This window comes from Lysinibacillus macroides (genome assembly GCF_001281525.1).
Taxonomy (GTDB): domain Bacteria; phylum Bacillota; class Bacilli; order Bacillales_A; family Planococcaceae; genus Lysinibacillus; species Lysinibacillus macroides.
This window is the reverse complement of sequence record NZ_LGCI01000003.1, coordinates 40,391-62,676: the sequence shown is the minus strand read 5'-3', so window position 1 is coordinate 62,676 and position 22,286 is coordinate 40,391. Positions and strand designations below refer to the sequence as shown.

Sequence of the window (22,286 nt, the reverse complement as noted above, 5' to 3'; positions counted from 1 at the left end):
TTTATTTATTTCATTATAATGAAAATGATAATCAATATCAATGAGTGGGAGATATAATAAAAATGACTAGAGATGATCGTTTACTACCCTATACTTTTTATCAGCCTATTCGAATCATGCGATTAGAAGAAATGCTCCATCACAATGAAGAATCCACTTTATGGCCTTGGATCATCATTGTTTATGATGGCCATGTAAAATATTGCTTTCAGGGTAGGTATAGAGAACTTCATGCACGCTCAGTTTTACTATGGAATCATCCTGATGATTTTCAGCTATTAGAACCGAATCGAATTGCAGGGCTTGCTCTTCAATATCGTCCATACGGAGCAAAAATAGCCCATGATATAGCTTTGATTGCAAAAGGTTCATCCAAGCTTATAGATATAGCAATAGCATTAGAAAAAGAAGCGAGAGTTTTTGAGCACAATCATCCTTTTCGTTTACAAAAATTATTCGCTGAACTATTAGAAACTGTTTATAGCGAACTATGGGCTAGTAAGCAGCAACAAGAGGGAATGTGGGTTCAAAAGGTAGTAGACTATATTTCCATACATTTCCATGAGGATTTAACAAGGGAGCAAATGGCTACAAAAGCACAAGTAAGCCCAGAACATTTTTCACGTGTATTCCGTAAACATACAGGCTATACATTCAGTAAATATTTAACAATGCTGAGAATACGAGCGTCACAGAAAAAACTACTTTATGATATGCCCAAACTAGATGATCTTGCGCAGAATGTAGGCTATAGGGAGGGGACGTATTTAAGTCGAAAGTTTAAAGAGCTGGTTGGTATATCGCCTAAGGTCTATTATCAGAAGCCAAAACGTGTTATTACCCTTAACACAAACCATACAGCATGCTTACTGGCTCTCGGTATTATTCCAGAATTAGGCGTATTTTCTCCATTTATAGAAAATATAAAAACAGTACCATCTCGGCATAAATTGATAGGTTATGAGCACAATGTGGTCTCCAATTATCAGGAAATCACAGCAGCCTGCCCAGATGTCATTATTAACTATAACAAGGGGCATGACAAACAATCCTTACTAGCATTAGCACCAGTAGTCGAACTACCCTGTCAGCAATTAAGCTGGCGAGATCAATTTCGTCTTATTTCTAATATTGTCAATAGGCAAGAGCGATTTGGTAGCTGGCTACAGCAATATGAGGAGCAAATCCTTGCCTGTAACTCTCTGTTAGATCAACAGATCGGTTCAAGAGGTACAGCAATTGTTTGGGAATTAGGCAATAATGCCGCAGCTTATTGTATAGACAGCAGTTATGGTAGGGGAAGTCATATATTATATGAGGATTTAGGATTTCGGCGTCCAGATGCAATTATTGCTGAAAAAATTGAGCATACGGGGTTTTTTACAGTAGAGCTTGAAGAGATCGCTCATTATCCGGCTGATTATATTTTTATCACAGCTCTTCCTACTAACGATCTAGCTAAAAAACGCCTTATCAAGCTGTTACATTCAGAAGAATGGCGGACAATGGAGGCTGTACAAAAGCAGCGAGTGTATTTTATCAATCAGTACGAGTTATTTTATGGCTATGATCCGTTATCTACAGCAGCTCAATTGAAGGAATTAATGAAGGTACTGACATCATAAAAGTGCAAGATGGTAAATCATTCTTGTGCATAGACAAATTTTTCACCCTCTTCTACAATGAATGAGAATAATTATCAATTGATATGTATGGAGGGAAAAAGATTGCTGAAGCAAAATAGAAAATTCTTAGCACCACTATTTCTATTATTACTGCTATTGTTAACGGCTTGTGGAGAAAAGGAAAAGGTCGCTAGTCCAACTGCAGAACAAGATATAAAAGAAGCAGAAACAAAAACGGTTCAGACAACAAATGGTGAAATTGTTATTCCGACTAATCCACAGCGTATTGTAGCAGAGGAGTATATCGCTAGTTTACTTGTATTAGATGTGAAACCTGTGGGAGCGCCTGGATTGGCTCTTGAAAACTATTATTTAAAGGATGCATTAAAGGATGTAGAAGAAATAGGTGATTATGGGAAACCGTCCATTGAGAAGATTATAGCGCTCAAACCGGACTTGATTATTACTGGCAATGGGGAAAATTATGATGCTTTAAGTAAAATTGCTCCTACAGTTGTCATACCTTATGGTGAATTGAAGGATGCACACGAAGAACTTACTTATTTCGGTGAGTTGCTTGGCAAAGAGCAAGAAGCTAAGGATTGGCTGGCGCAATATGATCAAAAGATTGCCGATGCCAAAGTACAGGTAGATGCGATTATTCCAAAGGATGCAAGCTTCTCTATTATAGAGGATGCAGGCAAAACGTATTATGCATATGGTGATAATTTTGGACGTGGTGGACAACCCGTCTATCAGGCTCTTGGTCGCAAACCACCTTCTAAAGTAGCGGATGAAATTATGGAAAAGCAGTGGGCTGAAATTTCCGAGGAGGTACTGGCAGATTATGCAGGAGACTACATTATTTTGACTTCAGATGATCGCACAGTTGAAGATTTTAAGAAGGATCCAATATGGGGTAGCCTGCCAGCCGTAAAAAACGATCATCTTTATGTTTGGCCTGAGGAGCGTTCATGGTATTATGACCCAACAGCCGTGTTGGCTCAGGTAGAAGAATTAACAAACTGGCTAACGAATAAAAAATAAGCTAAATAATTAGAAGTATCTTTAGTGATAAAGGTGCTTCTTTTTTGTTATTTTATTTTAAGATATTATTGAGAATGTTTATCATTTATAATAGTTATAGAGGAACCATTCTATGATTTGACTAGAAAGGTGTGAAAGCAAATCGTGAATATAGATGATCATATCCTTCTGTGGAAAGCTGCCTCCATTCAAGTGTTTGATATTCGTTTTATAAGGATGCAATATGATGAACAGCATAGCTCGTATCGTTTACCAGCTAGCGGTTTTTTGTACACGATAAAAGGAAAAGCTAATATATTGCTAGACAGTAAACCCTATAAGATAGAGAATTTTTATATAGCTCATATTGGTAAAGGGAGTTGCCTACATATCAGTGCTGTAGAAGATAGTGTGGAGTATTATTTAATTCTCTATAAAGCAACCCTACCTCTTCCTCATAAAAAAGGTTTGCTACCGTTGTGGGAACGTGAAAAGCCTTTTCAGCTTCAATATGTTTTTCAAGTTTCCAATGCACTTACGTTACAGCAAAAAGCTGAAAGTATGTATCAGGAATGGCTCAAACAGGGCAAGCTAGCGCATTTTCATGTCAAAGCCCTTTTTTATCAATTCATTTATGAACTTTTGCAGCAGTTATATCAACAGCAGGTGATTGTTCGGCAACCAGACCTTGTGGAGCAGATTCAAAATTATATAGAAGAATACTATTATCAGCCGATCACACGAGAATCGCTTGCCCAAATGTTGAATTATAGTGTGCCCTATATAGCGAAGCAATTTAAGCAGAAAACGGGTAGAAGTATCATTGATTATCTTATCTATACCAGAATTCAAAAAGCACAACAGTTATTATTACATACACCTTTAAGTATACAAGAGATAGCATCGAGTGTTGGCTACGAAGATGTTTCTTATTTTATTCGTATCTTCAAAAAATACAGCGGGCAAACGCCAATGCAATTTAAACAACAGCCAGCTAAGCAAAAATCGTATCGTCCTATGTATCGGCTTGCTTTGTCTAATGATAAAAAGTGGCTACGACCTTATATTGATAATGATAATTATTATCAATATAAGTTAAAAGGAGATTTACCGATGACTAAAAAAACAAAGTCCTCTATGATGGCGACTTTATTGCTATGCTTCACTTTATTGCTTAGTGCATGTTCTGGTACTGCTATTCCCACTTCTACTAATGGAGAAACAAAAGCATCAGCTAATGAGTCAACGGAAGTGCAGTCGACAACAAAAATTGTATCCACTGTGAAGGGGGATGTAGAGATTCCTGTTGATCCCAAGCGTATCGTAACTGATTATTATCCAGGTTTTTTATTAACTATGGGCATTAAACCGGTAGGAACACAGGAGCTTTATATGAAAAGCCCTTATCTGAAAGAGCATAATGAAGGAATTACTTATTTTGAGGATTCCCTTGAAGCAGTAGTTGAGTTAAACCCTGACCTTATTATTACTGGAGACGATAAGAAATACGAAGCATATGCCAAAATTGCGCCTACAGTCTTAATACCCTTTAATTTAGAAATGGATGTAACATTGGAGGAGTTTAGTAAAATTTTAGACAAAGAGGAAGAAGTGAAAGCTTGGTTGGATGACTATAATCAACGAGTAGAAAAAGCCAGACAAACCGTTCAAGGTATTATTGGTAAGGATCAAACAGTGACGATTTTTGCTGGTGGCGCAAAAAATAACATAACATTATATGGTAATGGTTATACAGGGCGATCATTTTATGATGGGCTTGGGCTAACTCTACCCGCAAAAGTAGTAGAGGATATTGATCCTGAAAAGCCGTGGCTGGAATTATCACCTGAATTACTTCCCAATTATGCGGGTGATTATATTTTTATAGCTGTTGATAAAGCGACAGAAACATATGATTATAAAAACGAACCAGTTTGGAAAACGTTAGATGCTGTACAAAATGAACAAATTTTTGAAATTGATGGCTGGAGCTTCTGGTTTTCAGATCCTATTTCAATCCTAGGACAGATCGAAGAAGTGACAGAAATGCTAGTACAGCATGCAAAGGAAAAATAAATGAAATTCCATAAGATCACTCAAGCATTGGATTGTTTGAGTGGTTTTTCTATATTTTATACAGAATTTATATTGAGAATGATTATCAATTGTAATAAACTTGGAGGTAGTGAAGAATTGGAAGGAATGATGTAGGATGCTACCAAAAGAGGAGTTTCTATTTCTTTGGAATCATGCAACGATCAAAGTGCTCGATATAAGATATGAGCTATTAAAACCTGAGGAAATAGGAAAAACATTTAAAATACCTGCTAATATGTTTCTTTATGCCACAGGTGGTGGTGCGGAAGTCCAGATCGATTTAACAAACTACACATTAGAAGGCTTTCATCTTATTCATGGTGGAAAGGGCTCTACTTTACAAATAGTGGCTACAGACAAAGGCTTTGAATATTTTTTAATATTTTATCGAGCTTCCGTTCCTTTAACCTCAAATAAAATGATAGCAAGTGCCATGCAAAGAAATAATCCTTTCAACTATCAATATAGTCTTGTTCCTAACTCACCTATTACAATGTTTGAAAAAATATATTATATGTATAAGAAGTGGGAAAATGCTAATAACCTTAGCAAATTTACCGTTAAATCGCTATTCTATCAATTATTGAATGACATTTTCATGCAATTAGATCAGGACAGTGGTAACATTCAAAAGCTGAATGTCCCTAGTCAAATTAAAGCCTATTTAGAAGAAAACTATGCACAGCCATTGACTTTAGAATCAATTGCGAGGGCGCTACGCTATAGTCCGTCTCATTTATCCATTCAATTCAAGCAACAAATAGGATGTAGTCCAATCGAGTATCTCATTCAGTTACGTATTGAAAAAGCTTCAATTTTGCTTGAGAAGACAAATGCTAGCTTACGCGATATCGCTATGGGTGTCGGCTATAGCGATGTTTATTATTTTAGTAGACTTTTCAAAAAGAGAGTGGGCGTTTCACCCACAAAATACCGTCAAAAGGAACAAGTAAGGCATCTAGTAAAAGATAGTCCTTCAATGTCTGAAAGATACTCCATTGTTGATTGGAGCTTCCAAGATTATATTGAGAATGGTTATCAATATAATGAAAGGAAGTATGAACCGATGAATAAAAGAGGATTATCAGCTATTGCAACACTCTTTCTATGCCTGACGCTTTTATTAAGTGCTTGCAGTAGTGGAGCATCAACCAATGCAGGAGGCGGGGAAAAACAAGCTTCTACCACTCAAGCAGTCAGCGAATCACAAACAAAAATTGTCTCTACTATGAAAGGAGACGTAGAAATACCCGTTAACCCTGAGCGAGTTGTGGTGATGTATTATACAGGTGATGTACTAGCAGTTGATGTGACACCAGTGGGCTCCTCTAAAATACAAGAGGGAGCAGCATTTGAGGAAGAATTAAAAACAGTTGAAAGTTTAGGTGAATGGTTTGAACCAAATGTTGAGGCAGTGATCCAATTAAAACCTGATGTCATCATTATTCCAAGTAAGGATGAGCTTTATGATCAAATGCAAAGAATTGCACCTACTGTTATGATTGATTTCTCAATATCACTAGATGAACGTTTAACGAAGATTGGTGAAGTACTAGGGAAAGAGAAAGAAGCAAAAGAGCTTTTAGTTAATTTCTATACAAAGGTAGAGGATAGTCAAGAGAAATTAAAAGAGGCAGGTATTTCAGATAAAACGGTTAGTATTATGGAAGGCGGCAAAGGGAAAATGTCAGTTGTGACAAGTTATACCTTTGGACGCGGTTCCCAAGCTATTTATGAGTACTTAGGAATGAAAGCACCAGACATTATTCAACAGAAAATTGATAATAAAAACAACACCGATGAGGCAATTGATGTTTCTTTAGAAGTATTAACGGATTATGCAGGTGATTACGTGATCCGTTCATCCTATGAAGGCATGGTGGATTTAACGGATCATCCAGTTTGGTCTAATATTCCTGCCATTCAAGAAGGAAGGCTTATTGAAATGGATTTTGGTTTTTGTTACTACAACGACATCTATTCATTATCGAAACAGCTAGATTTCATTGTGGAGCAACTAGTAGCTAAGACAAAATAATTTTAAAAAATTGATGATTCGCCTGATAAATCTTTATTGATGCCTAACATTATGGAGCGTATATTTTTAGTTAGTAATAGACAAAGTAAAAAATCGACTTTGTCTATTACTTTTTTATTAATATATAGAAAGCTTACGTTCTTCTCTTTTAAACCTATTTTTAATTGGGGGGAAACCCACATAGGTCTCGTTAATATTTCTTTAGTACTTTTAATTTAGTTGTATACGATTTGGAACGTATCCGATATAGTTGTTTGGACAATATGTCGATTTCCACTGATAATGAAATCGGCAGGTACTCGATTGCCTAACTCATTAGAGTGGATAATAGATGAATTTGCTGTTAAACCCTCAATTATGATTTCCATATTGGCATCAAATACCACAGGCTCTTTATTGAGTGTGACTGCAAGTGTAATACGATTGCCTCTTTTGGTTACTTGAATCTCCATTACTCCTTCATCTTCATTGACTAGTGTATAAAGTGGCGGAATAATAATCGTTATTTTGTCCTTTGTCGTTAAAATAAAGCGTTCTGTGTTAACCTCGGAGGCGGCGACGTTAATTTTGGCTTTATACGTCTTTTTACTTTTTGTCATAGCTGTGATTTCACCAGGAATGGCTGCACTAGCTGATGAGTCAGGTTTTTTAGGTATATTTTCTTTTGTCGGCAGTGTATATTCGCCCTGTATAAAATCCACTAACGTCCAAACATTTGGCACAAGCTGCTGCTGTACAGGCGTTAAAGCTTCAAATGCTGTTTTAACGGTCTGAACATCATGAGCCGTAGAGGTTGTAGAGGATAAAGCAGCAATAGCATCCTCTACTTTCTTGGCAGCAGTCTTGTCATTGGCAACAAGCTGTTCAGCATCTAGCAATAGCTGTTCAATGCCAGAAGGTAAAGAGACATTTGAAAACCTACGCAAGGCATTCAGCTCTGCACGAGCATCTGCTACATCCTTATGGAAGGAGGAGCGAGAGGCATTGAGTAATTGAATTTTAGCGACAACTGTATTGAGTGATGTATTGGGTGTAACAGTGGATGTTAATATTTTTCGCGCAGCCTCACTAATAAAGGATTTTTGTGCAGCATTTAATGTATTATACCAATCCCTTGTCTCCACCACATTTGTATAATAATTAGCAGATGTAGCGTCTACAGAAGCCAGCTTTTCTTCAATTTGAGTAGCAAGCTTACGATAAGTCAGCCTTGTTTGCTGATGTGCTGACAACGTAGCATGGTTTGTAACATATTGCTTCTCCACTTCTGTTAAAGCATTATAGGCTTTCAGCGCAGCCTCTAAATTGGCTTGGAAGGTAGCGGTTGTATTATTAATATTGTTAATAAGCTGTACAGTATTTGCTACATTGGCATTGTAAGAATTATTTGCGATATAGGCTGTTTGTGGGTGTTCTATCACTTCAGCCGCTAATGTTGGCGTACTGTAAAGAAGCGAAGGAACAGCCACAATAGACAATAAAGCCAACTTTTTTTTATTTTTCATATGATAAGATGCCCCCTATTTTATGATGAATAGTCGATGAAACGGAAATTTGCCCAATATATGGTGTTATCTTAATTTTAGCATAGCCTAGAAATTTTGGATGAACTTTTTGGCTAAATGATATTCGCATGTCAAACAGATGATGGTAGGACATTATCTGTTTTTTCTGTGAAAAAAACTTTTCATGTATGGGTTAACAGCAATCGCATATGAGTGTTTTATACCTAGTAGGGCCCTTGTATATTTTTTGTATATATCGGTTTTATATAGTTAAAGGTGGAGGTTTCTAATTTCTTTTAGAAAAATCTAATGTAGAGGGGGAGATTACATACTTAATGAACTTTTTTATAACTAAATAAAGAATAGATAGGAGGGCATAGTATGTACAAAACAAAGCAACAAAAATGGTGGAGGTGTTCACTAAACACCTTTCTTGCAACAACATTAGTCGCCAGCAGTTTGTCTTTTGTAGGAGCTCCACAAGCCAAGGCTGATACTGAATACACAGCAGGCGTTTATCCTGGGGAGTAGGAGTGAGTGATGGACTAATTTCATGGGTGGACGTAGAGAAAAGTGTAGATTCAGAGTTAGGTGATGGAGTTCCTGTTGAAAAACTGCAAGATTTAGCTATAGATAGAGTATGGGATAATTATAGTGGGAGAAAAATTAAAAAGAATGATCCTCAATCACTCATTAATTTCAATTACGGGTTAAGAAGCTTTAGGGCAGATGGCAATGCACTTGATGGTCAATATTCTGCACCGTGGACTACCTTTGATAGTAGTAACGCAAGAGAGATATTCTCTGTGCAAACACCCGTAGGCGCTAACGCAGGCAATAGCGACAAAGGGATACCATGGGAATTCGGTGGTGCATATGTAGCCAATAATACGGAGTATACGTCATCAAATATTAGAACGTATTTTAGTAGTACGGGAAGTATTAGTTATGAAAATCCTGAATTAGGAAAACTCGATGTTCTAAATGTAATTAGTAGTGGAGATAAAATGAAGCTCACTGTTAATGGTATAAATTTAGAAGAAAATTCAACTAATACGATTAACTATGCATCATCAGCTACTGAAGGAGCTTATTACCTAGGCTCTTCTCATTCCAAACGCTACGACGGTATACTAGGCGAAGTATTATTATATAACAGAGAGCTTACTCCTTTAGAACGTCAAAAAGTCAACAGCTATCTCGGCTTAAAATATGGTTTAACAATTAAAGATGAAAATGGTAATGCGACTGATTATGTAGCGAGTAATGGTAGCACAAACATGTGGACAGCAAGTGAGAACACAGGTTATGGTCACCGTATCACAGGTATTGGTCGAGATAATAATGGTGCATTGTATCAAAAGCAATCTAAATCACAAGCAGAGGGTGCGTTTGTGACGATTGCACTTGGTGATACAGTTGAAGTATCGAATAAAGATAATAGCAATGAAATCGACAATAACTTAACGTTCTTTACATTTAGTGATAATGACCAATCAGGTCTTTACTCGATAGAAATTCCTAATACGGATTTACCTTCTACAATTGCTCATACTGAATCTACCACAAATACAACAAAGATTATGCCACGTGTGTTTAAAGTAGAGAAAAATGGAATATGGACTAACGAAGAAATTACATTACAAGTAGAAGAAGCAAAATCAGCCGACTATCAGTTATATCTTTATGTGCATGAATCTAATAATAACTTCCCTAAAGCAACAACAAAAGCATATCCACTTAACCAAACAACAGGCACAGTCACATTACCAAATAGTGAGTTTGTAAATGGTGGATTCTTTACGTTTGTAAAACATGTGGATAAAAAAGCTTTAGAAACACGTGTTAATGAGATTAATGATGAAAACTTACAAGAGACAGACTATACAGTGTCAACATGGACAGTCTTTAAACAAGCGTTAGCAGAGGCAAAGGTTGTATTAGAAGATGTTAGTAAAACAATTGATGAGGTAGCAACAGCATTAGCTAATTTAAATGCAGCAAGGGACAATTTGAAACAACCGATAACTGGAGCTGCTATTACAACATCTCCTGGAGATACAGTAGCGGTCGTTATCAATAATGTACTTGAGAATGTTCCTATAATAATAGACACAGGTGTAACAATTGATTCAACTGTTTTAGCAGGCTATGAGAATGATTTAAACGGTGCAAACGTAGCAATTGAGAATTTCAAATCAGGAGATAGTCTTATATTTACGAATACACCTAATATCACAGGTAATTATGATAGTACAACAGGAATTTTAAAATTAAGCGGTGCAGCGTCTATTGCAGAATATCAAGAGGCTTTGCGTAATGTTCAATTTATGACAACCTCAACTGATCGTAGTGAGCGTAATATTATCTTTACCTTAGGAAACGCCTTAGCCTACAGTGCAAATGGGCATTTCTATGATTATATAGATACTCAGGCAACGATTTCCTGGTTTGCGGCAAAGATACAAGCAGAAGGAAAAAGTTATTTTGGACGTAAAGGTTATTTAGTAACAATTACAACTGAGGAGGAAAATACGTTTGTAAAGGATAAAACACAAGGTCTTGGTTGGCTTGGTGCAAAAGATATTAACCGTACAGAGGCAAGCCCTGAAAAAACAATGCGTGGTGATTGGCGGTGGGTAACAGGTCCAGAAGGTTTAGCTGATGATGGAAAAGGCTTAGCTTTCTATGATGGCTATCGTGCAGGAACTCCCGCAGATCTAAATCCAGGACCAGTAAATAACGCTTATACAAATTGGGATGGAACTGTTGAACCAAATAATTCTGGCAATATAGAGTATGTAGCACATATCTTTGGTCCAGGAGCTAAAGCTGGAAAATGGAATGACTATTCTCCAACAAATAATACTGTTAGAGGCTATGTTATCGAGTATGGCGGTATGCCAGGAGATGAAGCATTTATATTAAGCGCATCTAAAAAAGTGGTATTTGTGGATAAAACAGACCTTCACAAAGAAGTAGATGAGGTTGATGCGTTAGTTGAGGAAGAATATACACCAGAAAGCTGGCAAGAGCTAGAGGAGGCGTTAGAGGAAGCAACACTTATTTTAACAAATCCAACAGCAACACAGGAACAGGTAGACGTAGCACTAGGAAAATTACAAGAAGCACGTGGGAAGTTAGTAAAAGTAGTGCCACAACCAACAACAGCCTTGCTTGAGCAAACAGCAAGTGGCAATAAAATCACAGTGGACTTCAATAAAGACATTACATTAACGGATTTAACAGGCTTTGCAATTGATGTAGATGGTGTGAAAGTAACACCAACAAATTTTGAAGTAGTAGACGGTAAACTTGTGTTAACATTCCCGAACACACCAGATGTAACTGGAAAAACAGTAACGGTAGAATATGATGGTACAGGCTCATTAGAAGGCACAAATGGAGCGAAGGTAGCAGCCTTTAATAAAGAAGTAGAAAATCCATATAGCGCAGCATTCCAAATTACACAGCCAGACACAGTCACAACGAATCCACGACCAGAAATCAGTGGAACAGTAGATGTGACAACGACACCATCGACAGTGACGATTACACTCACAAAAGAGCCAAATGGTGAAGTAGTGGAAGTAGATGTAAATGTCGATGTGGACCCCGTAACGGGTGAATGGAGCTATACACCGCCAGTAGATTTACCAAATGGCACATACACCGTCACAGCGACAGCAACAAATGGTCAGCAAACGGTTACCAAGCAACATACGTTTACAGTAGCTACAGTAGATAAAGCACCTCTGATTGCCAAAGTGGGCGAGGAACCACAGGTAGAAGCAGCGGGACCCTACACGCCAGCAACTTGGCAGGAATATCAGGCAAAGCTAGCAACGGCGAAAAAGGTCATTAATAATCCAACAGCTACACAAGAAGAGGTAAATCAGGCACTCGCCCAATTAACAGCGGCACAAAATGCCCTTGTAAACGTTGGACAGGGGTTAAGTGCTTTAACACTATCAACAGGTGGCTCGTTAAGCCCAAGCTTCCAAACGGATACAACGGATTACACAATGAATGTTGGCTATCCAACAGCCAGCATTGACTTTACAGCAATTCCAGTCGAAAATGGTGCAACCGTGACAACAACTGTGAATGGGCAGCCAGGTACACTCAATCAAATCCCGCTTCAGGTAGGCTGGAATACGATGGTTATGACAGTAACGGATGCAAATGGCAATGTGAAACAGTATACAATTAAGGTATACCGTGAAGCGAGTTCTGGTAGCAGTGGCAATACGGGCGGCGGTGGCGGTACAACAACGCCAGCACCAACCCCGACACCAGAAGCACCAAAAGAGACAAAAACAATCATCCATGTGGATTTAGAGGTGGATGGTGAACATCCACTGGAAAAAACAACGGTAGAAATTGAGCGTACAACCCATCCAGATGGGCGTGTGACAGACTTTGTCAATTTAACAGCTGAGCAAGCACAAGAAGCAGTGGCAAAGGCAAAAGAGATTGGCAACACCATTGCACGTATCGTTATTCCAGATGTACAGGACGCTGTCGATCAAGCAACAGTAGAAGTACCAAAGGAAGCCTTACAAGTTTTACGTGACAATGGTTTAGATTTAGAAATTGCGACAGACAATGCCCATATTGCCATTCCAAATAGCTCGATGAATGGGGTAGACGATAACTTCTATTTCCGCTTAGTACCTGTGAAAAAAGAAAGCGAACGTCAGGCAATTGAGGAGCGTGCCCGTGCAGAGCGTGTGGTACGTGAAACATTGGCAAGTAATGATGTGCATGTGGTCGCACGTCCAATGACGATTGAAACCAACTTATCGTCTCGTCCAGTCGTGGTGACATTACCATTGCGTGATGTGACTTTGCCAACAAATGCAGCAGAGCGTCAGGCCTTTTTAGCTAGTTTAGCTGTATTTATTGAGCATACAGATGGGGAGAAAAAGGTTGTTCATCCAGAAGTGGTAACGATGCAGGATGGCAAACCAGGTCTGCGCTTTACAGTAGAAAAATTCAGTACCTTTACGATTATTCAGGTAGCCAAGGAAGCAGAGGGCACACATGCCGCGTATATCCAGGGCTTCCCAGATGGCACATTTGGTCCAGATAAAAACGTAACACGCGCGCAAGTAGCGTTCATGCTAGCACGTATTTTAGGCTATACAGAGGAACAAGTGAAGCAAGCCCCATTTAAAGATGTCCAAACCAATCATCCAGCAGCAGGCGCGATTGCGTTTGTCAAGGAACAGGGTATCATGAACGGTGATAATGAAGGCAACTTCCATGCAGGCGCGAATATTACACGTGCGGAAATGGCAACGGTCGTGTCGAACTTCAAAGAACTGGCTGTGGAAGAAAATATAGCTTTAACATTCAAGGATACAAAAGGACACTGGGCACAGTGGATTATTGAAGCAAACCGTGCAGCAGGCATTATCAATGGGTTAGACAATGACCGCTTCGCACCAAACGCTGCCTTAACACGTGCACAGGCAGTGGTCATGATTAATCGTATGTTTGAGCGTGGTCCATTACATGGTGTCACTACACCAAGCTTCCCAGATGTCAAAATGACGCACTGGGCATTTAAAGAGATTGAAGAAGCAGCAAGTTCACATGCTTATTATGTAGACAAGGATGGTAACGAACAGCTAGCTGAATAAGCAAGTAGGAAAAACAGGCATGGGGAGTAGCTCTATGCCTGTTTTTTCTAGGTTGTACAGAAGCCAAAAGCATTGCATTGTTTTCCGAAGAATTAAAGGATAGAAGCTTACATCATGTAATGTATAGAAGAGCTAAGCCAAAATACAGAGGAGCTAGTTCCCGCATAAAGTTCATTGTTGATGAAGGTAATTCAGCGTGTGGGCGTAAAGAATTAAACGAAGACAGAAATATAGATAATATCGGGTTTTCCATACCATAATATACAAGGTAACTTTAGCTTTTTATCATTGTTCAGAACTTGTTGAGAGGAATATGGTAAGTTAAAGCTGTGATAATTACGAACATCACAACGTACAAATATCAAAATGGACTGGGTGTTTTAGTGCCTAGTCTTTTTCTGTTTATCGAGCATTGTTCAGAACTTGTTGAGTCCATTGGCGTAAGCTAGAAGTATTATTCTTTAGTTTAGAAATAGTAAAGAATTGCGAATGTATTCAATGTAAAAAATGTCAATGATGATTTGAGGGATGGGATAGAATGGTGGTATGGCGTCAATATTTAGTTCCCGAAGCACAGGCAGCTAAAGTAACGTATGGAAAACAAAATACAAAGAAATATATTGTTATTCATGAAACAGATAATGAAAAATCAGGGGCTGATGCAGATGCCTATGCACGATTACAGTTTAATGGTATGCATCGAGAGGCGAGTTGGCATTTAACGGTGGATGATAGGGAGGCTGTTCAGTCGTTTGAATTTGACTATGCCTGTGGAGGGGCAGGGTCAGCTAAGGGGAATTTACAAGGTATTCAAATTACGATATGTGTAAATTCAGATGGAGATTATTTGCAAGCTGTCCATAATACGGCTGAGGTAGTTGCTAGAATTATGAGGGATGAAAGCATTCCGATCGAGAATGTCGTTCAGCATTATTATTTTAGTGGCAAAAATTGTCCGCGAAAAATGCGAGAAGGACAAGCCAATTGGTTACAATTTCTCTCCTATATAAAAAATACACCAACAGGAACTGTACGAAAAAGAAAAATGCTGACTGATATAGAGAAGTATCATGTTGTAACAGGTACATATGAAACGCGACAAGCCGCTGAAAATGTCCATGATGTATTGAAGTATCGCTTTGGCTGGGGTGTATATATGGAGCAGATAAGTGATAAATGGAGACTTAAGACAGCATACTTTACAAGTAAAGCTGAAGCAAAGGCAGCTGAGAAGAAAATAAAGGCTGCCCAGCTTTCCGAAGTTACCGATGTGATTGCTGAATAATACTTTGTTCAGAATTTGTTTAGGAGCATATGGTAAGCTATGCTATGTAATCTTGTCAATGTCTTAAACCTTAAACAAACCAAAAAAGACTGGGCTTCTTTATTGTAAGCCTAGTCTTTTTTGGTTTTATTTTCTATCAGTCTTAGGAACAGAGAAGGAAATCTTTGTGCCCTGACCGATTACACTGTCTATTGTTAATGTGACACCAAATAACTGCTTTAGACGTTGTTCTGTGTTGACAAGACCAACACTTGATTTCTTTTTAGGACCCTTATGCTCAAAGCCAACTCCATTATCAGAGATAGCTATTGTAAAATGCTTCTTATCCTCTTTAATAGAGATCGTGACAGTACCCCCTTCTCTCTGTTGTAAAATACCATGTTGAATAGCATTTTCAACAAGGGTTTGTATAGTTAGAGGTGGCACAAATAACTCGATATGCTGAGGAATATCCCACATTACCTGTATTTTATCGCCAAAGCGAATTTGCTCGATAGCAATATAGGCACGCACAAGCTTTAATTCGTAATCGATTGGCACGATTAAATCAGCATTTTTAAAATCGAAGCTCATTTGTAAATAATCACTAAAGGCAAGCAATAATTCCTCCATTTTTTCATCATCTACACCATGTAACGAAATAATAGAGTTTAGTGTATTGAAGAAAAAGTGAGGCTGTATTTGTGCTTGAAGCCATGCAGCCTCGATACGCAGGCGTTCCTCACTGGACTGCCTCATTTGAATAAGTGCCTGCACGCGTGATTTTAGCTCCATGTATTCCATTGGCTTTTTTACATAGTCATTGGCTCCACTTAAAAAGGCAAGTCGAATATCCTCACTTTGCTGTCGAGCTGTTAAGAATAGTATTGGTAGCTCTGAAATAGAAAACTTTTCACGAATATGCTCAGCCAGCTCATAGCCAGACATATGCGGCATCATAATATCAGAAATAACTAAATCAAAGCTATTTTCTTGCAGTTTTTCGAGAGCCTCAGCTCCACTTAAAGCCGTTTCAATTTCAAAGGACTCCGTCGAAAAAGCATTCACAAGTATTTGTAGGTTTACAGCATCATCATCAACGATAAGCACGCGTGAACGGCTTGTTACCAATGAATCCTTATCCATAGTAGCTGTAATGCTAGGCTCTACTGATAAATCATCTAATAATGGAGCATATTTGAATAATGTTGTATCCTGGTCAATATTTAATCCATCATTTTCGATATTGCGTGTTTTAGCAACTGGCAATGAGAAAGTAAAGGTTGAGCCTTTTCCGATAATGGAGGACATTGATAGTGTTCCCCCATGCAAGGACACAAGCTCCTTACAAATACTTAAACCTAATCCCAATCCCCCACCAACAGATGTTATGGTTGAATCAGCCTGCTCGTAAGGCTCGAAAATTCTTTCTTGCAGCTCTTTTTCAATGCCAGCTCCTGTGTCTGTAACAGATATATACAGCTTTTTACTAACTACTTCAGCATCAATTGTAATAGAGCCCTGTTCAGTAAATTTAATGGCATTGTGGATTAAGTTTGCAAAAATTTGAATGAGACGTGTTTCATCTGCTAAGACAAGAGGAGCATCTTTTGGTATACGCACAATAAGCTCAATAGGCTTGCCCTTTAGCATAAAACGAAACATATTGCATACCCCACTAGCGAGATTATACGTATTTAATGGTTTAGGCTGTAGGCGTAATGTTTTTTCTTTTAATTTCACTAAATCCAATAAATCATCCAGCATAGAGGTCATATGATTACCAATTCTTACAAGTAGCCGTAAGTCATCTTGATCTTGTTTAGCGAAGGCTTGATCCTGCTTAGCCAACAGTGTTTGAGCAATACTCAGCATGCCATGCAGAGGATTGCGTAGTTCATGAGAGGTATTTGCTAAAAAGTCGTCCTTTGTATGAATTTCTTTTTGTAATTTTACAGAAAGCTCTTCCGTTTGCATGGTTGTTTGGAAGTAACGTGCAAACCAAAATGCTGATAAAGCAGTAATACCGATTAGTAAATCAAAAGGATAATGACTATATGGCAATATTTTATTTTGCTTTAAAGAGTAAAATAATGAATTGGTTACGATAGCTGTTCCAGTTAATAATAAAAAGATTACACCTCTTTGGCCTTTAATAACTATATTCAAGGTGAAGATAGTTATAATGATAGGAGAGAGAATAAAAAGTATGATAAATATAATTTTTGTTTTAAGAATATTTTCAATAGGTGCTGTTAAAATAAATAATAGATAGGCAGCACAGATCAATGGGACAATCGTCAATATTTTAGGCTTAGCATATTCCCTCATCAATTCACGTAGAAATAATACAAAGAACATCATGGTATTGATGTATGAAAAATAAAACAGCCTATTTGCCCAAATCCAGTTAATCGGTATATAGTTATATAAAACTTTATTGCTGGAAATGAGTACCGTAATACATGTAAAAATAAGAATCATTGCAAAGTAAAAAAGCGATCTATCTCTAATACCTATAATCCATAGTAAAATTGTAAAGAGTAAATAAAAGGAAAAAATTAAGCACACTGCCAGTTGAGTAGTAATAGAAAAGAATGTGGCTTGTTCCATTGAGTGCAAATCACCAAAAATTATTTCTCGGCTAAAACCACCCGGTACATAATGATTTATTTGCACACCTTGTATAATAATTTCGCTTTCGCTTGTATTTAGCGTAAAATAATGCGTAATAGGTCTGCCAATAGGAGCGTTATATTTATTATCTAAGGTCAGGTTTCCAAGCCCTCCAATTAATTGACCATTTACATAAAGCTCATAAGGAGCTAAGCCCTCAGGTATTGTGATGCCATACATCTGAGGAGAAGCATGTTCCTTTAAAATTTTTAAGCGATAAGAGCCATAACGAACTTCATCATTATGTGGAAAATACTGATCCCAAGCTTCGGGCTGATCTGTATAAACCTTTTGTGACCCCATTGATTTGGTGTTTTCTGAAAAAAGAAGGGTGTTAGGATAAAGCTCCCATTCCTTTTGGAGCCTAACTTTAAAATCATGACTAGTATCTATGCTTGTTAAATCGATCGCTCCTTGTTTAGCAGCGACTCCTTCTGAAATATTTGTAAAATCCATCCAAGTAAAGCGAAGAAGGGTAAGAAAGCAAAAAAACAGCCCAGAAAACAACAGTATTTTGAAATTTTTGGATAATATTTTCTTTTTCATCATAACTATAATTTTTCGACAAACAGCTTCAATTCACCTTCTAAAGTAGTAAGTTCTCTATCAAACTTTATAAAAAGTAAACGATAATAATAAGGAATAAGCCAAAAGGAGGGGTACACATGAGAATCGTGCTAATAGATGATGAGCATTTACCATTAACGAGACTAAGAACTTTACTTGAGAAAAGTAAGGTTCCTGGAATTGAAATCGTTGGCGAATATACCGATTCTCTAACGGTGTTAAATCATATTGAAAAACTACAACCAAACGTTGTATTTTTAGATATAGTGATGCCTGGTATGGATGGCTTAGCATTAGGCGAAAAAATTCAAGAATTATTACCTAACGTGGAGATTGTATTTACTACAGGGTTCGATCAATATGCAATTGATGCATTTAATCTACATGCCATTGATTATTTATTGAAGCCTATACAAATTCCGCGTTTAGAAAAAACCTTAGAACGGCTTGGGAAAATCTCAAATAAAAACAAAAAGGCTACAGCACAACATACAATGCTTAAGCTTTTTGGAGGGCTATATGTTGTGTCACCAGACGGTCATACACAGCTTATGAAATGGCGGACATCTAAGGCAAAGGAGTTATTTGCCTATATGCTGAATCATCGTAATGAAGTCATCTATCGTGATACCATTTTAGAGTTATTTTGGCCAGAATCTGATATTGATAAAGCATCCAAGCAACTTTACACAGCTATTTATACAATACGTCAAACATTAAAGCACTATGGATTGGATAGCATTCAAATTTCAAGTCCTTTGTTAAATTCCGGCTATAAATTATTAGTTGAAAATGCGGTCGTTGATGTAGAACAATGGCTATCTCGCTTAAAATTATTATCGCGCGTCCAAGCAACGACCTTAGAAGAACATGAACAGGTATTTCAAATGTATACGGGTGATTTTTTAGGAGATTGCGATTATCTATGGGCTGAAGGTGAGCGAGAGCGCTTGAGGCGACTATGGTTACATCATGCCTCTCAATTAAGTGAATTTTATAGTATAAATCAAAACTACATTGCTGCTGTGAAGGTACGGGAAAGGGTTCAAGCACTTTGCGCTGATGAGGAGGAAAACTATTTCACCTTGATGAAGCTATATGATTTGCTGAATAATGCGGCTGCTGTGGAGGAGCAATATTTGTTATTAAAGAAAATGCTTCGGGAGCATTTCGCAGTGGAGCCGTGTGAGGAAGTAGAAAGCTGGTATCGAAGCTGGAAGCAGATTAACGAGCTATCACGAATGGATGCTTTTAGTTAGCATAATAGATGAAAGGGACTCTGCGGGTTGCAGAGTCCTTTTTCATTAGTAGGATTTATACCTTTTTGCTAGATTAAAGTTACTAAGTGCGCTATTTAAATTATTATAGGCAGTAGAAATTTCATTTTGAGTGGAATAAGGATTGTTAAACACTGTATTGGCTTGGTTAATATAAGAATTAAGCGTATTCAAATCATATTGAGTAGTCCAGTAGTTGTAAATAGAAACATCACTACCGTCTCCGTAAGCAGAAATAATTACACCATAGGATGCAGCATTAGCTGAATTAATTAATGTTTGTAAATTAGTTTTATCAACATAATAGCCATTTGTTCCATATTTATAAGCATTTTTATAGATCCAAATGGCATTGTTTAACTGCGTAGTAGCATTGACGATTTCATTTTGCGTTGCATTATAATTATTGACAACTGCTTGTGCAGATGAAACTGCGGATTCCAATGCATTTTTTTCAGCTTGTGTTGTCCAAGGAGCATTATTATAAACATCTGAGCCGTTGTACCAAGAAACCGATACATATTGAACTGAATAAATTAATGATTGTAGTGAGGCTTTATCGCCATAGCCATATTTTGTGCCATTTTTTTGCACAGCTTGATAGACAGCTAGTGCATTTTTGTAGTGTGAAATAGCATTTTTCACTTGTTCTTGTGAGGCACTGCTATTGTTAGCGACAGCTCTTGCGCTTGCTACTGCTGTTTCAAATACAGTACGATCTGCCTGTATTGTCCACTTTTCTGTTGTTAAAACATCATATCCGTTAATAGATACGTGGACATATGGTGGGGAGGCAAGTAATGTATTGAGTTCTTTTTTATCAACAACAGGTAGCGTCACAGAGACATTTTGATTGTCTACCTGTACCTTGTTTACATGGTGGTCTGAATCTAAGGCTACTTTTTTACCGCCTTCCACAATAACTTGTTCAATTTTCCCTTCACCGTAGAGGCTGAAATTACTGTCCACATCTATTGTGAGCTTTTCTACATCTCCCATCACTTCAAAGGATGGCACGTCACCTGTTATATCCACCTTTGCAATCGTTTGATTAGAAGATACACTGACTTTAGTACGTGTCAAGTCGATATGGGCAGCTTTTGTATCTATTAAAGTAACATAGAGCCAATTTGCTTTTTTTGTTAAAAGAGGCTTTAGTGTAATTGTTTCGCCAACGGATACCTCATCCAATGTAATTGCCTTTTTCACTTTATTTGTAATAATAAGCTGACCATCAACAGTGACTTCTTGAATTTTCATATAGTCCGCATTGACGGTAAGGTTACCTGAGATTTGTGCATCTCCAGCGTCAAAGTATACAGATTTTTTATTTGTACCTGCTTTATTTAATGTTAGTGCTGTAACGTCTGTAATTTGACCATTTTTTACGACAAGTGTAGCTCGAGCATTTGTTAAGGCTGCTTTATTTGAAGTATCGAAAAGAGGCTTCAATGAGTCTTTAACTCTAAATGTGCCATTGGTTGTCAGAACCGTGTCTTTTGTAACGCTTCTTATTGTGACAGATTCACCTTTCACCGTTGTTTTTGCTGCTATCTGGGCCTCATATAAATTTGACTGATTGAGAGAGGAAGTAGCATTGGCAGTAGATACTGGTAATACTAAGGAGGCTGTAATGGCCGTAGACATTAATATGGATAGCGTTTTATTTCTCATTAGTGGTCACTCCAATCTTTTTTCGAATTAATAGATAATATATCATATTCTTCTATAATATAGAATTGTTGACGCATGTTTTACTATAAATATAAAATTAAATAAGGCATAAGTCCTTGTTTATACCTTCTAAATCCTTGCAATAATATCCGCAAATTTATCTATAATAATGTAATTTTCTACTGTATTCGATAAATATTTTATTGTGCTATAAACGGGCATCCTTTATGATTAATAGCAAAGTGAGGTGTTAGGGATGAAAAAGGGTACTGTCAATATTTTTGTGTAAATGACGATTCACCCGTTCAAGGGAACTCATCACCTGTGTATTCAATTGTACTTGTTCGAAGTGTTGATTTGAGTGTGTAGGAAAGGGCTAGCCCTTTCCTACACACTCAAATTTCGCGCTGGCGCGTCCCGGTCTAGTTTGCCGGTTCGTGCAGCTGCTCAAACATTTCTTCTAGCTTTGCACGGGCCTGATTGAAGCCGATGTGGCAGCGTGTGGCGAAACGTTGATTATAGTCTTCGAACTGCGTCACTAAAAAGCGCTCCAACGATTCTTCGTTCGGGAACTGTTCCTTGCGCTTTGTATATTTTTTGATTTGCTTATTGAACGACTCGATTAAATTCGTCGAGTAGATGCTTCGCCAAATCGCCTTGGGAAAGCCGTAAAACGTCAGTAAATACGGGTTTTCGAGTAAGCCTTGTGCGACTTTTTTATACGATTTGCCCCATTTTTCGCAGAACGTCTCGAGCGCTTTTTTCGCTGCTTCAGCGTTCTTTGCCTGGTGAATCGTTTTAAAATCCTCGCACACTTCCTTGCGATCTTCTACTCGGACTTTATGCATGATATTGCGTGCCACATGGACAAGGCACACCTGATATTTTG

The 22,286-nt window shown here is 37.7% G+C and carries 12 protein-coding genes; 8 read left to right on the top strand and 4 right to left on the bottom strand.

From position 1 onward, the window contains the following. Nucleotides 1-62: 62 nt before the first annotated feature. From ADM90_RS02360 to ADM90_RS02345, 4 genes are all read left to right on the top strand, one after another. Nucleotides 63-1,625: an AraC family transcriptional regulator gene (locus ADM90_RS02360; RefSeq protein WP_053993464.1), complete on the top strand. Its 1,563-nt coding sequence runs from the start codon at nt 63-65 to the stop codon at nt 1,623-1,625. Nucleotides 1,626-1,727: 102 nt separating this feature from the next. Next, on the top strand, nt 1,728-2,672 hold the full coding sequence (locus tag ADM90_RS02355) for an ABC transporter substrate-binding protein (protein ID WP_053993463.1): 945 nt from the start codon (nt 1,728-1,730) through the stop codon (nt 2,670-2,672). 144 nt (nt 2,673-2,816) lie between these two features. Further along, the gene (locus ADM90_RS02350; protein WP_053993462.1) at nt 2,817-4,727 is read left to right on the top strand and encodes a helix-turn-helix domain-containing protein; all 1,911 of its coding nucleotides are present in this window, start codon (nt 2,817-2,819) and stop codon (nt 4,725-4,727) included. 136 nt (nt 4,728-4,863) lie between these two features. Further along, nucleotides 4,864-6,786: an AraC family transcriptional regulator gene (locus ADM90_RS02345; protein ID WP_053993461.1), complete on the top strand. Its 1,923-nt coding sequence runs from the start codon at nt 4,864-4,866 to the stop codon at nt 6,784-6,786. 215 nt (nt 6,787-7,001) lie between these two features. On the opposite strand, the gene ADM90_RS02340 is transcribed toward ADM90_RS02345, so the two are convergent. After that, on the bottom strand, nt 7,002-8,291 hold the full coding sequence (locus ADM90_RS02340; protein WP_053993460.1) for a GumC domain-containing protein: 1,290 nt from the start codon (nt 8,289-8,291) through the stop codon (nt 7,002-7,004). Nucleotides 8,292-8,672: 381 nt separating this feature from the next. Between ADM90_RS02340 and ADM90_RS24430 the strand changes: the two genes are divergently transcribed. From ADM90_RS24430 to ADM90_RS02330, 3 genes are all read left to right on the top strand, one after another. Then, entirely contained in the window at nt 8,673-8,822 is a 150-nt protein-coding gene (locus tag ADM90_RS24430) for a hypothetical protein (protein WP_161804050.1), read from the top strand. A gap of 2 nt (nt 8,823-8,824) precedes the next feature. Beyond that, a complete protein-coding gene (locus ADM90_RS23585; protein WP_083448429.1) occupies nt 8,825-13,939 on the top strand; it encodes an S-layer homology domain-containing protein in 5,115 nt (1,704 codons plus the stop codon). Nucleotides 13,940-14,477: 538 nt separating this feature from the next. Further along, nucleotides 14,478-15,224 (top strand): peptidoglycan recognition protein family protein, encoded by a 747-nt coding sequence (locus tag ADM90_RS02330; RefSeq protein WP_053993459.1) that lies wholly within the window; start codon nt 14,478-14,480, stop codon nt 15,222-15,224. Nucleotides 15,225-15,350: 126 nt separating this feature from the next. Here ADM90_RS02330 and ADM90_RS02325 read toward each other — a convergent pair whose 3' ends face one another. Beyond that, nucleotides 15,351-18,182 carry a hybrid sensor histidine kinase/response regulator gene (locus ADM90_RS02325; protein ID WP_161804049.1) on the bottom strand — a complete coding sequence of 944 codons (2,832 nt, stop codon included), beginning with the start codon at nt 18,180-18,182 and terminating at the stop codon, nt 15,351-15,353. A gap of 362 nt (nt 18,183-18,544) precedes the next feature. Between ADM90_RS02325 and ADM90_RS02320 the strand changes: the two genes are divergently transcribed. Beyond that, the gene (locus tag ADM90_RS02320) at nt 18,545-19,705 is read left to right on the top strand and encodes a response regulator (RefSeq protein ID WP_053993457.1); all 1,161 of its coding nucleotides are present in this window, start codon (nt 18,545-18,547) and stop codon (nt 19,703-19,705) included. A gap of 45 nt (nt 19,706-19,750) precedes the next feature. On the opposite strand, the gene ADM90_RS02315 is transcribed toward ADM90_RS02320, so the two are convergent. Both ADM90_RS02315 and ADM90_RS02310 read right to left on the bottom strand, forming a co-directional pair. After that, on the bottom strand, nt 19,751-21,397 hold the full coding sequence (locus ADM90_RS02315) for an FIVAR domain-containing protein (protein WP_053993456.1): 1,647 nt from the start codon (nt 21,395-21,397) through the stop codon (nt 19,751-19,753). Nucleotides 21,398-21,819: 422 nt separating this feature from the next. Next, a partial coding sequence (locus ADM90_RS02310; RefSeq protein ID WP_200908508.1) for a transposase occupies nt 21,820-22,286 on the bottom strand: 467 nt, incomplete at its 5' end.

What these genes read in the sequence shown, in the direction of transcription:
- ADM90_RS02320 (WP_053993457.1), top strand. Translation starts at nt 18,545, where the DNA reads ATGAGAATCGTGCTAATAGATGATGAGCATTTACCATTAACGAGACTA.
- ADM90_RS24430 (WP_161804050.1), top strand. Translation starts at nt 8,673, where the DNA reads ATGTACAAAACAAAGCAACAAAAATGGTGGAGGTGTTCACTAAACACC.
- ADM90_RS02345 (WP_053993461.1), top strand. Translation starts at nt 4,864, where the DNA reads ATGCTACCAAAAGAGGAGTTTCTATTTCTTTGGAATCATGCAACGATC.
- ADM90_RS02340 (WP_053993460.1), bottom strand. Translation starts at nt 8,291, where the DNA reads ATGAAAAATAAAAAAAAGTTGGCTTTATTGTCTATTGTGGCTGTTCCT.
- ADM90_RS02330 (WP_053993459.1), top strand. Translation starts at nt 14,478, where the DNA reads ATGGTGGTATGGCGTCAATATTTAGTTCCCGAAGCACAGGCAGCTAAA.
- ADM90_RS02315 (WP_053993456.1), bottom strand. Translation starts at nt 21,397, where the DNA reads ATGAGAAATAAAACGCTATCCATATTAATGTCTACGGCCATTACAGCC.
- ADM90_RS02325 (WP_161804049.1), bottom strand. Translation starts at nt 18,182, where the DNA reads ATGGGGTCACAAAAGGTTTATACAGATCAGCCCGAAGCTTGGGATCAG.
- ADM90_RS02360 (WP_053993464.1), top strand. Translation starts at nt 63, where the DNA reads ATGACTAGAGATGATCGTTTACTACCCTATACTTTTTATCAGCCTATT.